Source organism: Salinisphaera sp. SWV1 (assembly GCF_052044155.1).
Classification (GTDB): Bacteria; Pseudomonadota; Gammaproteobacteria; order Nevskiales; family Salinisphaeraceae; genus Salinisphaera.
The window spans coordinates 87,079-99,484 of record NZ_JBQDYE010000013.1; the positions used below are offsets into that span (position 1 = coordinate 87,079).

Consider the following 12,406-nt stretch of genomic DNA (forward strand, 5'->3'; position numbering starts at 1 on the left):
GTGCTTCGTCGCGGCCGTGTGCCTGCGGCAACCGGCCCGATCTATCCGCGAGCTGCCGAGGGTGTGTCAACAAGCCGTTCACCGCGCGGCACGGGATGTGTATTGTGCTCCTCCGGCGCGGCGGCATCGCAGGCAGGTTGTCGCGGAGCGGGCATGTTCACTGATCCATCGAGGCAATAACGCTATGCGCGCATGGTTGATCGACGACAAGGACGACTCGCGGAAGCTGGTCCTGGCGGATATAAAGTCACCCAAGCCCGGGCCAGACGAGGTGCTGGTCGATATCCGGGCCATCGGCATCAATCGTGCCGACATCATGCAGCGTCGGGGGGCTTATCCGCCGCCCGCGGGGTTCGATCCGCTTCGTCCGGGGCTGGAGTACGCGGGCGAGGTGGCCGCCGTGGGCAAGCGCGTGACCACGCGCAAGGTGGGTGATCCGGTCATGGGGCTGATTGGCGGTGGCGCTTACGCCGAACAGGTCGTGGTGCACGAGCGTGAAACCATGATGCCGCCCGCGCACTACGATCATGCCTCGGCGGCCGCGGTTCCCGAGGCGTTTCTCACGGCCTACCGCGGCTTGTTTCTCGAGGGTGGGCTGGCGCCCGGCCAGTGGGCGCTGGTGCGTGGGGCCACCTCCGGCGTCGGCGTGGCCGCGTTGCAGTTGATCGCGGCCCTGGGCAGTCGTTCGATCGCGACCAGTCGTGCTCAGGAACGGCTCGATGAGTTGGCCACGCGGTTCAAGTCGCTCGGGCTGGGCACGGCTTTCGACCTGGGCGCCGTCGACGGTGTCGATGGCGTGGCCGAACGGGTGCACAACCAGACCGGCGGGGCGCATGTGGTACTCGACTTCGTGGGCGCGGCGGTGCTCGAGGATAATCTGGCCGCGCTGCGTGACGAAGGGCGCCAGGTTCAGATCGGCATCATGGGCGGCGCCAAGACCGAGTTGAACATGGCCACGCTACTTATGCGTCGACTGTCGCTGGTGGCGATGACCATGCGCAGCCTGCCGCTGGAGCGCCGCATCGCGATGGCGCGTATGTTCGACGACCGGCTGCGGCCGCTGTTCGAGCTCGGTCGGTTGCGGCCGATGATCGACCAGACCTTCGATTTCGCACAGGCGAACGAAGCCCATGCGGCGATGGAGTCGGGCAGCCACCTGGGCAAGTTGTTGCTGGTGCGCAATCGCTGACGTCGCCGAGCCGCGGGGCCGGGCGTCGTGGGGCGTCCGGCTGCGGCCACTCAGAACACTTCCTCCCAGCGCCGCGACAAATGCAGCGCGGCGTTGGTGATGCCGGCCACGCTGTAGGTCTATGGATAGTTGCCCCACAGTTCGCCGGTCTGGGGATCCATACCCTCGGACAGCATGCCGGGATCGCTGCGATGTTCGAGCATGTTGTCGAACAGGCGCCGGGCCTCGTCCGTACGCCCGATGGCCGATTTGGACCGCGCCGCCAGTGGTCCGCAGGATGGCGGTATTGCGCAGATATTCGCGTTCTATCGCAACGCAATCGTCGATGTCGATCGCCGAGTAGCCGCGTTCCCGGTCGTCGAGCAACCGGCTGAACAATGGGCCGCCCTGGAAATCGGGGAAACAGCCCCAGACGATGCGAGCCCGCGCACCCACCGGAGCCGCGATCCGGCCGTTGTCGGTCAGGCCCAGATTCAGGTCGGCCGCGGGCTCGGGGTCTTCAGCGTGGTGGCGATCTGCTCGAGCCATTCCAGTACCTCGTCTACGCTGTCCAGCCGATACCGTGCCGCGCTCGAGCCGGGTCCGCCCACCCGTACCGATACGCCCCCGAGCGAATTCACGGCCACGAACGCCGCTTCGTCGGTGACATCGTCGCCGACATACACCGGGCAGCGCCCGGCGAAGGGCGGGTCGCTCATCAAGCGTTGCAGGGCGCGGCCCTTATCGCCGCGTGCCGGCTTGATCTCATACACGGCCTTGCCCGCCAGCAGGGACAATGCGCCGTCGGCCTCGGCCACGATTTCGCGCACGGCGCGTTCGGCCTCGCCGCGGGTCGTGTCGTCGGCCTTGTGATAGTGCAGGGCGAGCGTGGCCTGCTTGTCCTCGAAATACAGCGCAGGGTGCCCGGCGGCGAGCCGCTGTAGCCGGTCGCGCGCGGCGCGCAGATCTTCGACGTCGACCTGCGGGCCTTCATAGCCGGCGGCAGGCGTCCGCAGTTCGAGCCCGTGCAGGCCCGAAGCCGCCGGCGCGACGCGTTCGGTGAGCCGGTCGATCTCGGCGATCGGCCGGCCGGAAATCAATGCCAGGGCGCCGTCCAGCGCGTCGGCGGTGCGGCCGAGGATTTCCCCGAGGCGGTGCGAGGGTTGAACGGAGTCCGGGTGGCCCGCTGTATCAATCAGGGTGCCGTCAACATCCAGGAACAGGGCCCAGCTTTCGTCCGGGGCGGGCAGGTTTGTCATGGCGAGCCAAGATAGCGAGTCCAACGCAGTCAGCCAAGTCGGTGGTGATCGTCTGATTATGGTATCGAATCGGCTGCCCGTGTCGTTGGCAGGAGCCGGAGACAACGGCTGGCGGGCCCATCCGGCCGCCGACGGCCGGGTATCGGCGCTGGACCCCCGTGATGCGCCGGCGCTGCGCTATTAATCCGGCTTCGCGGCCAGTGGCCGCGGCGAGCATGCGATCGCATGCTCGCGGTATCAACCCGAAAAATCATCTATTTTCGTGCCGGGTCGATATCTGGGTAGCCATTCGAGCATGTCGAGACCGAGGCTGGAGAGCGCGGTATCGATATCCGGATCGGCGCCCCGGGCCTGGCGCGCCATCAACGATAGCTGCGTATCGGCACGGTGCCGATCAGTCAAGTGGCCGATATCGCGCTGGTCATCCCACTCAAGGACGGCATGAATCTGGTGGCCAAGGAATTCTGCGCGGCCAAGCGCGACGGCAACGGCGTGCTGATCCTCAGCGAGTTCGCCGGCGCGGCGGCCGAGCTCGGCGAGCATGCGTTGCTGGTCAACCCGCATGACGTGGTTTCGACCGCCGAGTGTATCCACGCGGCCTGCCGCATGCGGGTCGCCGAACGGCGTCGGCGCATGCAGGCCATGCGCGAGATCATCCGGGGCCACAATGCCTTCGATTGGGTCGAGGCATTCCTGCGCGCCGCCGGTGCGGCCGCGTAGAACGCGATCCTACTGAGGCTGCGGCGTGGCGCCCTCGGCCTCCAGTGCGCGCCACATATACCAGCAGGCCACCGAGCGATAGGGCCGCCAGATTTCGCCGGCGGCTTCCAGCGCCTTCGGTTTGGGCAGATCGTCGAGCCCATAGGTCAGGGCGTAGCCCTTGCGCACGCCAAGGTCGTGGATCGGCATCACGTCGGGCCGGCCCAGATGAAACATCAACAGCATTTCGACCGTCCAGCGGCCGATGCCGCGGATCGCGGCATAGCGCTGGATCAGTTCGGCATCGTCGTATTCGTCGATGCGCGCCTCGTCCGGCAGTTCGCCGGCAAGCTGGGCCGCGGCCAGGGCGCGCAGGCCGGCAAGCTTGTTGGCCGACAGGCCGGCGCTGCGCAGCGTGGCGTCGTCGGTCGCCTGGATCGCGGCCGCGCCCGGCGCGTCGCCGTGGTTCAACGCTGCGAGCAGGCGGGCGTGGATGGTGCCGGCGGCCTTGCCGGAAAGCTGCTGGTACACGATGGCGCGCACCAGCGAATGAAACACGTCCGGCGCGGCGTTCGTGCTCGGCCGATACGGCCCGGCGCGCTGCATGAGCGCGCCGAGCACCGGATCCGCCGCCGCCAGATGCGCCACGGCGGCGTCCGCGTCGAAGGCCAGCCGCGTGTCGCGCGGCGCCGTGGGATGGGTGGCGCTAGACACCGAGCAGGGCCTTGTCGATGGGCGTATCGCCCGACAGCACTTCGAAGTGCTGGCCGATGGTGTTGGGCGAATCCAGCGTCATCAGCAACACGCGCGCCACATCGTCGCGCGGGATCTCGCCGTAGCGGCCGAGATCCTTGGCAATATCCACGTGGCCGGTACCGTCGTCCTCGGTGAGCTTGCCCGGGCGCACGATGGTGTATTCCAGGTCGGTCGAGCGCAGGTGATTGTCGGCCGCGCCCTTGGCCCGGAAGTAGTGCTGCATCTTCTCCGCGCCTTTCTCCGGGGTGTCGGCGTTCATCGACGACACCATCACGAATCGGCGTACGCCGGCCGATACGGCCTGGTCGATGATGGAGATGGCGCCGTTACGATCGACGTCCTCGGTCTTCTCCGGCGGGGTGTGGCCGCCGGAACCCGCAGTGAAAACCACAGCATCGCAGCCGGCCAGCGCCGCGCTGCAATCGCCCTCGAGATCGGCCACCACGACATCGGTGGTGCCGATGGCCTTCATTTCGTCCATCTGGCCGCTGTCTCGGATCATGGCGCGGGCGGTGTGTCCGCTGCCGTCGACGGCATGGATGAAGCGACGGCCGATCTTGCCGTGGGCGCCTACGACCAATACATGCATGATTGCTCCTTCAATGAGTCGACAAGCCGACGATCGTGCGGCGGCTTGAATCCGTGTCGATGTTCACAACCTTTGGCGTGTGACGCTTTTTTACAAGGGGGATCGCTACGGTCCTCCGAGGAAGACATCCATGATCGATCTGTATACCTGGACCACGCCCAATGGGCACAAGGTTCACATCATGCTCGAGGAGATCGGTGCGGCGTACACCGCGCATCCGATCAATATCGGCAAGGGCGACCAGTTCGCCGACGCGTTTCTCAAGATCAGCCCGAACAACAAGATCCCGGCGATCGTCGATCAGGATGGCCCGAACGGCAAGCCGTATGCGCTGTTCGAATCCGGTGCCATCCTGATGTATCTCGCCGACAAGGCTGACCGTCTGCTGCCGAAGGATCCGGTCAAGCGCTATGACGCGATCCAGTGGCTGATGTTCCAGATGGGCAGCATCGGGCCGATGCTGGGCCAGGCGCATCACTTCAACAGATACGCGCCCGAGAAGATCGAATACGCGGTCAAGCGTTACGAGAACGAGGCCAATCGGCTGTACGGCGTGATGGACCGGCGGCTGCGCGACACCAGGTTCCTGGCCGGCAACGACTACTCGATTGCCGATATCGCCACCTGGCCGTGGCTGCGACCCGCCGAAACCCAGGGCGTGAACATCGACGACTATCCGAACGTCCGGCGCTGGTTCGAGATGATCGGCGACCGCGAGAACGTGAAGAAAGGTCTGCAGGTGCTGGCCGATCACCACACGGATCTCAGCCAGGACAGCGAGGCCATGGAAAACATGTTCGGCAACAAGCAGTACGAAAAACGTTGATCGGCATATCCACGGAATCAGTCCGCAAATGAACGCGGATTGACGCAAATGAAATCAAATGGGTTTTGAGCGAGCGGGCGGATTGGGGGGTAAGATCAAACGCCGTCCTGTCGGCCGGCTGAGAATCGAAAGCCCGGCGACATGACGACGACGGCCCCGCCGCTCGAATCCGTCGTCCCTGATCTGCGTGAATCTGCGTGAATCTGCGTCGATCTGCGGACAATGCTTTTTGGCCCGATCTTCTGCCGTGAACGCGCACGCCCAAAAAAGACCGGCCTTTCAGGGCCGGTCTTTTCACGTCAGCGCGGCGAACCGATCAGAACATCTCGGATGGCCCGACGTCGGTATCGCCGGCATCGTCGCTGTAGCGATTGTTGATGAAGTCGCCGGTGATCATCTGCTTGTAGGTCTTGCCCGGGCCGACCATCGGGTAGACGCCGGCATCCGGATCGACCATGACTTCCAGGAACGCCGGGCCCTTGAAGTCGAGGAAGGCGGCGACGGTAGCCGGCAGCTCGGCCGGGTCGGTTACGCGGCGGGCGAACTCGAAGCCGTCGGCCTCGGCCGCCTTGATGAAGTTCTTCTTGTGCAAGGATTTATCCGAGGCGGACAGGCGGCCCTTGAAGAACAGCTTCTGCCACTGTTTCACCATGCCGTCGCCGACATTATTGAGCACCACGACCTTGATCGGCAGGTTGTAAGTGGTCGCGGTCTCCAGCTCGCCGATGTTCATGCGGATCGAGCTGTCGCCGTCGATATCGATCACCAGCTTGTCGCGGCGTGCACAGGCCGCGCCGATGGCCGCCGGCAGGCCGAAGCCCATGGTGCCCATCGAGCCGGAGGTCAGCCACAGGCGCGGCTCGCGGAAATCGAAATACTGCGCGGCCCACATCTGGTGCTGGCCGACGCCCGTCGCGATCACGGCCCGACCATCGGTGTGCCGGTTGATCTCTTCGATCACGGCATAGGGTTGGATCAGCGTGCTGTCGCGATCGTAGTTCATCGCATAGTCGTGCTTGAGCGCGGCGATATGCTGATGCCAGTCGGCCAGATCGTTGGCAAAGCCGTGCTCGCGGCCATAGGTCAGTACCCGGGCCAGGCTCGGTGCGAACAGGCCGACGTGATGCCAGTCGACCTGCTTGACCTTGTTGATTTCCGAGGCATCGGCATCGAAGTGCGCGATCGCCTTGGCTTCGGGCGCGAAATCATCCGGGCGCCCGGCCACGCGATCGTCGAAGCGCGCGCCCACCGCGATCAGGAAATCGCAGTCCTCGACTGCATAGTTGGCGAAGGCCGTGCCATGCATGCCCAGCATGTGCAGCGACAGGACATCGGTGGTATCGAAGGCGCCGATACCCATCAGCGTGGTGACCACGGGGATGCCATAGGCCTGGGCCAGGGCGCGCAACTCGTTGGCGGAGTCGGAGTTGATCACGCCGCCGCCGGCATAGATCAGCGGGCGCTTGGATTCACCCAGCAGGCGGAAGAACTCGGCGCATTTTTCGTCGGAGAGCTTGTTCGAACGCAGATCGCGCATGCGCTGGCGATAGCCCGGCACCGGCAGCACGCCGGATCCGGCGAAGCGGCAATCGGCGTTCTGTACGTCCTTGGGCACATCGATCACGACCGGGCCCGGGCGGCCGGAGCGCGCGATCTCGAACGCCGTGCGCACGGTGGCTTCCAGCTTGTCCGGGTCGGTGACCATGAACACATGCTTGGCAGCCGAGCTCATGATGTTGGTGACCGGCGCTTCCTGGAACGCATCGGTGCCGATGGCCGCGCGTGCGACCTGGCCGCAGATCAGCACCATGGGCACGGAATCGGCCATCGAGTCGCGCACCGGCGTGACCGCGTTGGTCGCGCCCGGGCCGGAAGTCACCAGCGCCACGCCGACCTTGCCCGAGGCGCGCGCGTAACCGGCGGCCATGAAGCCCGCGCCCTGTTCGTTGGCGGGTACAATCAAGGGCATCAGATCGTGATGCTCTTCGTTAAAGCGGAAGATGGCATCGTAGGTCGGCAGAATGGCGCCGCCGGAATAGCCGAATACCGTATCCACGCCCTCGTCGGCCAGCACCTGCACGAGCACCTCGGCGCCGGTCATGACGCGGCCGGTCAACGGATGGGGCGTGCGGGTTGCGGGGGCGGTGTGCAGTTCAGTCATGGCAGTTTTCCGAACGACGTGGAAAAACCCTGATTGTAACCGAAAGTACGGCTTTCCCCCTGCGGTTGCGCCAATCGATTTGCTTCACCCCGGGGATCGGCGTATTTTGCGCGCTTTGCCAATCAGTGCGTGCGAGGTGATCACGATGCGACATGTGATATCCGTCCTCATGGCCAACGAGGCTGGGGCTCTCGTACGCGTGGCCGGGCTGTTCTCGCAGCGCGGCTTCAATATCGAAACACTCAACGTCGGTCCCACCGAGGACCCGACCATGTCGCGCCTGACGCTGGTGACCTGGGGCACGGAAAACGTCGTCGAGCAGATCAACCGCCAGCTGCTCAAGCTGGTCGATGTGATCGACGTGCTGGACATGACCGGCGATGAGCATCTGGAATACGAGTTGGCATTGATCAAGATCCAGCGCGGCGCAGCCGCGACGCCGGTCGAGACCATGGCCGCCGGGTTCGATGTGCGCGTGATCAGCGAGGAGGAAGGCCTGACGTTGTTGCGCTTTCTGGGCAGTGGCGACGAACTCAATCGGTTCGTGGCGGTACTGGAGGACGCCGGCATGCTGGTCGAGCTGGCGCGCAGTGGGGCCGTGACCATGACGCCGGGCAGCGGCGGGCTGAGCTATCACGCCGAAGACGAGCAAGCCGCGGCGTCCTGATACGCCGGGCGGCAACGATACCGCGAATTTGTAATGAAACGGCTGGCACCTCCCGCCAGCCGAGCCGACACCATCAGCAGGAGAAAAACCGTGAGCATGACCGTGTATTACGACAAGGATGGCGACCTGTCCCTGATTCAGGGCAAGAAGGTTGCGATCATCGGTTATGGTTCGCAGGGCCATGCCCACGCCAACAATCTCAAGGATTCGGGCGTGGACGTCGTGGTCGGCCTGCGCGAGGGTTCGTCCTCGGCCAAGAAGGCCACCGACGCCGGCCTGGCCGTGGCCAGCATCGAAGAGGCCACCGCCTCGGCCGATGTGGTGATGATCCTCACACCGGATGAACACCAGCTGTCTCTGTACAACGACCTCATCGAGCCGAACATCAAGCAGGGTGCGACCCTCGGTTTCGCGCACGGCTTCAATATTCATTACCAGCTGATCGAACCGCGTGCCGATCTCGACGTGATCATGATCGCGCCGAAAGGCCCGGGCCATCTGGTACGGACGACCTATGAGAACGGCGGGGGTGTGCCGAGCCTGATCGCGGTCTACCAGGATGCCTCCGGCCAGGCCAAGGACGTGGCACTGGCCTATTCCGTGGCCAACGGCGGCGGCCGTGCCGGCGTGATCGAGACCACCTTCCAGGCCGAGACCGAAACCGACCTGTTCGGCGAGCAGTCCGTGCTCTGCGGTGGTCTGGTATCGTTGATCCAGGCCGGTTTCGAAACGCTGACCGAGGCCGGCTACGAGCCGGAGATGGCGTATTTCGAGTGCCTGCACGAGGTCAAGCTGATCGTGGACCTGATCTACGAGGGGGGCATCGCGAACATGCGCTACTCGATCTCCAACACCGCCGAATACGGCGATATCTCGCGCGGCCCGCGTCTGATCACCGACGAAACCCGAGCCGAGATGCGCAAGATGCTCACCGAGATCCAGAACGGCAGCTTCGCGCGCGAGTTCATGGCCGAGCACCAGGCCGGCAGCCCCATGCTCAAGGCCGGCCGGCGCAACGCCGCCGCCTCGGAACTGGAGCAGGTGGGCGAGAAGCTGCGCGGCATGATGCCTTGGATCGCCAAGGACAAGATCGTCGACAAGACACGTAACTGATTACGTGTCCGCCCCGAACGCGAGTTCAAGCGAGCGATCGGTATGCAGCGCAAAACGCTGTTTCAGATAGTCCCGGAAGGCTGGGCTGCGCTGTTCGTGCTGGCGATCGTGTTTCTGATCGTCAATGCGGCCATCGGCGTGTGGGTGGCACTGCCGGTGCTGGTACTCATGGCGATTTGCGTGCTGTTTTTCCGGGATTCGCCGCGGCATGCGCCGGCGGAACCGCTGTCGGTGGTTGCGCCGGTGGATGGCACCGTCATTCACCGGCGTGAATGCTACGACCCCTATCTTGATCGCGAGGCGGTCAAGGTGGCCATTCGGGTGAATCCGTTCGGCGCCTATCTGCTGCGCTCGCCAGTGGAGGGCACGGTGCTGGAGCTGGCCGGGGAAACTGTCGAGCGGCTCGGCGGCGTGGCCTCGATGATCCGCACCGACGAGGGCGATGAACTGGTCATGGCGATCCGGCGCGGCAGCCTGCTGGGCGAACGCCCGTGCCGGAACAGCTATGGCGAGCGGGTGGGCCAGGGGCGCTGCTGCGGCAAGCGTCGGCTGGCACAGCGAGTGGAATTGTTCCTGCCCGTGAATTGCCGCATGGAAGTTGAGCTCGGCGATCATGTGCGTGCCGGGGCCTGCGTATTGGCGAAGCTCGTGCACAAGAAGAACGGCAGCTGTCGGGCCCGGCTGGACGGCGCCGCCTGATCGGTTTGCCCATTTCGGCCGAGCGAGACCGGCGGCCGATACGCTAGACTAGCGCCTATGTCTGAATCCCCCAGCGAACCTGGCAGCCGCCGCAAGCGCGGCATCTATCTGTTGCCGAACCTGTTCACGACCGGCACGCTGTTTGCCGGATTCTATTCCATCATCGCGGCCACGCAGGATCGGTTCGCGGTGGCGGGCATTGCCATATTCGTGGCCATGCTCACCGATATGCTGGATGGACGCGTGGCCCGGCTGACCAACGCCGAGTCCGATTTCGGCATTCAGTACGACAGCCTCGCCGATCTGGTGTCGTTCGGGCTCGCCTCCGGCCTGCTGGCCTACATGTACAGCCTCCACACGCTGGCCGCCTACAGCAATGTCGCCGGCAAGCTGGGCTGGCTGGCCGCGTTTTTCTATACCGCCGCGGCGGCCTTGCGCCTGGCGCGGTTCAATATCACCCGCGGCAGCGCGCTGGAGAAGAAAGTCTTTCTCGGCCTGCCGAGCCCGGCGGCGGCGGGGTTGTTGGTGGGGTTCGTCTGGGTCGGGGCCGACTTCGGCATCCCCGGCGGCGATCTGGTGATTCCGGTGTTCCTGTTCACCGTGGGCGCCGGGGGGCTGATGGTCTCGAACGTGCGCTACAACAGCTTCAAGGATTTCAATATCGGCGACCGCGTGCCGTTTCGCTACATTCTGTTCGTGGTGGTTGCGTTTGTACTGATCATGCTCGATCCGCCGCGCGTGCTGTTCCTGGGCTTTCTGGCGTACGCCTTGTCCGGACCGATCATGGCCCTGCGGCGTCGCCATCGACTGCGTTCCGGTCGCAGCGGATCCTCCTAGAGTTCAGTGTCCTGCCCTGGGTATTTGCCGTATTCAGAACGCCTGTGCGCGCCCAGCACAAGGCGCGCGACTGCGCCATAGCATGCCGTGCCTATGCTATGGCAAAGGGGCGCAACGCGGTGATGGGCGCGCACAGGCGTTCCCTTCGGGATATCGGGTGCGGGGCGAGGCGGCGCGCGCCCGTGGACGGCGTTGCGCCGCTTGGCCAGGGGGATGATGCCCTGGCCGGCGCGTCGCGCCTTGCCACGAACGCGCGCCGCCTCGCTGAATGCGACAAAATACCCAGGGCAGGACATTAGGCCTGGAGTGCAACTTCGCGCGGCATGCGCGATCCAACGCTGATAGCGATCGACCCGATGCGGGGGTGCCCATGAGCCTGATCTGTCGATATATCGATGGCGTGCCCCCCGCCACGGACCGGCGTGTCGCATGAATCCGGTGGCTGAACAGCCCGCGCGGCGGTCGGCGCGGCAGGCATGGGTCTGGGGCGGCGCCATCGTTGCTCTGGCCGCGGCGATGTTGGTGGCGCTGGTGTTGCCTGTCGGGGCGGCGGAAGCCCCGAGCCTCAGCTGGCTGAAAGATACGGCGACGCCCGGCATGGGCTGGGGCGAACCGTTTCGCCATCTCATCGCGCGCGCGGCAGCCACGCCGGATCGGCCGCTGGTTTGCCTGCTTGCGGCCGCGGTGGTGCTGAAATCGGCCCCGGCGGTGGGCGCGCTGTTTGCGCTGCGCCTGGCCGATGTGCTCGCGGCGGCGCTGGTTGCGGCCGTTGTCGTGCGGGTGGCGGAAACGCGATCGGCGGGGGTGCTCGCGGCACTGTTGTTTGTTGCCTCGCCCGCGCTCTGGGCCGCCGTGGCGGGGCCGCCGGGTCTGCTCGTCGACGCCGCGGCGACCGCCGTCCTGTACGCGGTGGCGCGTCGGCCGGCGGAGCGTCCTCGGGCGGGCGCGTTGCTCGGCTTGCTGCTTGCCCTGGTCGTGCTCATCTACGACGGCTCTGGCGTGTACGCGATCGCGGTCGGGCTCGGTGTGTGGCTGAACGCCGGGCTCACGCACGGCGAGTGGCGGCTGTTCGCGAGTCGGCGGTTGACCGTGCTGGCGGGCTTGATCATCGCCGGGCTGACGTTCGTGGGCGTGCTCGGTCTGCCCACGGGCGCGCACTGGCTGGGGCTGTATCGCAAGCTCGACTTCGCGATCGAGCGCAGCGCGCTGCCCGTGCCCGTCGCGATCATTGCCGCGGGCGTCATCGTGCCGAGCCTGATGGCCGTAGCCGAAACCCTGCGCCGGCCGGCGGGCATGGCGGGGCAGCTGCTGGCGATTCTGGCGATTGGCGCCGTCGTGCTGTCTTGCGCGCCGCGCACGCCGCCACTGGCGGTGACCGCGCTCGCACCACTGGTGCTGCTCTGGTGGACGACCCCGCTGATGTCGACCGGAGCGCGCGGCGGCGCGTTGCCGGCGGCCGGAGTGTATGTGCTGGCCGGTGTCGCCGCGGCTGGCGCGTTGCTGATACTCGGCCGCGGCGAGCCGTCGACCCAGGCGGCGCTGGTCTGGGCGAGTCGGGGCGTGGCCATCCTGATGGCGTCGGCCGCACTTGTCGCGTTGGCGTTGGCCGGCGCGACCCGGGCCCCGCGCCAG

Annotated in this window: 14 protein-coding genes; 9 read left to right on the top strand and 5 right to left on the bottom strand. The window is 65.8% G+C overall.

All coding sequences use genetic code 11. The annotated features are described in order from the left end of the window. Window positions 1–184: 184 nt before the first annotated feature. On the top strand, window positions 185–1,189 hold the full coding sequence (locus ACS8YF_RS08515) for an NAD(P)H-quinone oxidoreductase (protein WP_440849791.1): 1,005 nt from the start codon (window positions 185–187) through the stop codon (window positions 1,187–1,189). Between the two features lie 473 nt (window positions 1,190–1,662). On the opposite strand, the gene otsB is transcribed toward ACS8YF_RS08515, so the two are convergent. Continuing rightward, window positions 1,663–2,427, bottom strand: a complete 765-nt coding sequence (gene otsB, locus ACS8YF_RS08520) for a trehalose-phosphatase (protein WP_440849792.1) — start codon at window positions 2,425–2,427, stop codon at window positions 1,663–1,665. Here otsB and ACS8YF_RS08525 point away from each other — a divergent pair. After that, window positions 2,426–2,611, top strand: a complete 186-nt coding sequence (locus tag ACS8YF_RS08525) for a hypothetical protein (protein WP_440849793.1) — start codon at window positions 2,426–2,428, stop codon at window positions 2,609–2,611. The two genes, otsB and ACS8YF_RS08525, sit on opposite strands and share 2 nt — an antisense overlap. 53 nt (window positions 2,612–2,664) lie before the next feature. Here the strand turns inward: ACS8YF_RS08525 and ACS8YF_RS08530 are convergent, their stop codons facing one another. Beyond that, the gene (locus ACS8YF_RS08530; RefSeq protein WP_440849794.1) at window positions 2,665–2,829 is read right to left on the bottom strand and encodes a hypothetical protein; all 165 of its coding nucleotides are present in this window, start codon (window positions 2,827–2,829) and stop codon (window positions 2,665–2,667) included. On the opposite strand from ACS8YF_RS08530, the gene ACS8YF_RS08535 reads away from it, so the two are divergent. Beyond that, entirely contained in the window at window positions 2,830–3,147 is a 318-nt protein-coding gene (locus ACS8YF_RS08535; protein ID WP_440849795.1) for a trehalose-6-phosphate synthase, read from the top strand. Window positions 3,148–3,156: 9 nt separating this feature from the next. Here ACS8YF_RS08535 and ACS8YF_RS08540 read toward each other — a convergent pair whose 3' ends face one another. Beyond that, a complete protein-coding gene (locus ACS8YF_RS08540; RefSeq protein WP_440849796.1) occupies window positions 3,157–3,840 on the bottom strand; it encodes a DNA-3-methyladenine glycosylase family protein in 684 nt (227 codons plus the stop codon). Then, window positions 3,833–4,471, bottom strand: coding sequence for an SDR family oxidoreductase (locus tag ACS8YF_RS08545; protein ID WP_440849797.1), 639 nt, complete (start codon window positions 4,469–4,471; stop codon window positions 3,833–3,835). Before ACS8YF_RS08545 ends, ACS8YF_RS08540 begins: the two co-directional genes overlap by 8 nt. A 130-nt stretch (window positions 4,472–4,601) precedes the next feature. On the opposite strand from ACS8YF_RS08545, the gene ACS8YF_RS08550 reads away from it, so the two are divergent. After that, window positions 4,602–5,297 carry a glutathione binding-like protein gene (locus ACS8YF_RS08550; RefSeq protein WP_440849798.1) on the top strand — a complete coding sequence of 232 codons (696 nt, stop codon included), beginning with the start codon at window positions 4,602–4,604 and terminating at the stop codon, window positions 5,295–5,297. Between the two features lie 316 nt (window positions 5,298–5,613). On the opposite strand, the gene ilvB is transcribed toward ACS8YF_RS08550, so the two are convergent. Further along, a complete protein-coding gene (ilvB, locus tag ACS8YF_RS08555) occupies window positions 5,614–7,458 on the bottom strand; it encodes a biosynthetic-type acetolactate synthase large subunit (RefSeq protein WP_440849799.1) in 1,845 nt (614 codons plus the stop codon). A 145-nt stretch (window positions 7,459–7,603) separates the two neighbouring features. On the opposite strand from ilvB, the gene ilvN reads away from it, so the two are divergent. From ilvN to ACS8YF_RS08580, 5 genes are all read left to right on the top strand, one after another. After that, window positions 7,604–8,125, top strand: coding sequence for an acetolactate synthase small subunit (gene ilvN, locus ACS8YF_RS08560; protein ID WP_440849800.1), 522 nt, complete (start codon window positions 7,604–7,606; stop codon window positions 8,123–8,125). 96 nt (window positions 8,126–8,221) lie between these two features. Continuing rightward, window positions 8,222–9,238: a ketol-acid reductoisomerase gene (gene ilvC, locus ACS8YF_RS08565; protein WP_440849806.1), complete on the top strand. Its 1,017-nt coding sequence runs from the start codon at window positions 8,222–8,224 to the stop codon at window positions 9,236–9,238. A 42-nt stretch (window positions 9,239–9,280) separates the two neighbouring features. Then, a complete protein-coding gene (locus ACS8YF_RS08570) occupies window positions 9,281–9,937 on the top strand; it encodes a hypothetical protein (RefSeq protein WP_440849801.1) in 657 nt (218 codons plus the stop codon). Window positions 9,938–9,994: 57 nt separating this feature from the next. Further along, window positions 9,995–10,774 (top strand): CDP-alcohol phosphatidyltransferase family protein, encoded by a 780-nt coding sequence (locus ACS8YF_RS08575; RefSeq protein ID WP_440849802.1) that lies wholly within the window; start codon window positions 9,995–9,997, stop codon window positions 10,772–10,774. 429 nt (window positions 10,775–11,203) lie between these two features. Continuing rightward, window positions 11,204–12,406 (top strand): hypothetical protein (locus ACS8YF_RS08580; protein WP_440849803.1); only part of this gene is annotated, 1,203 nt, incomplete at its 3' end.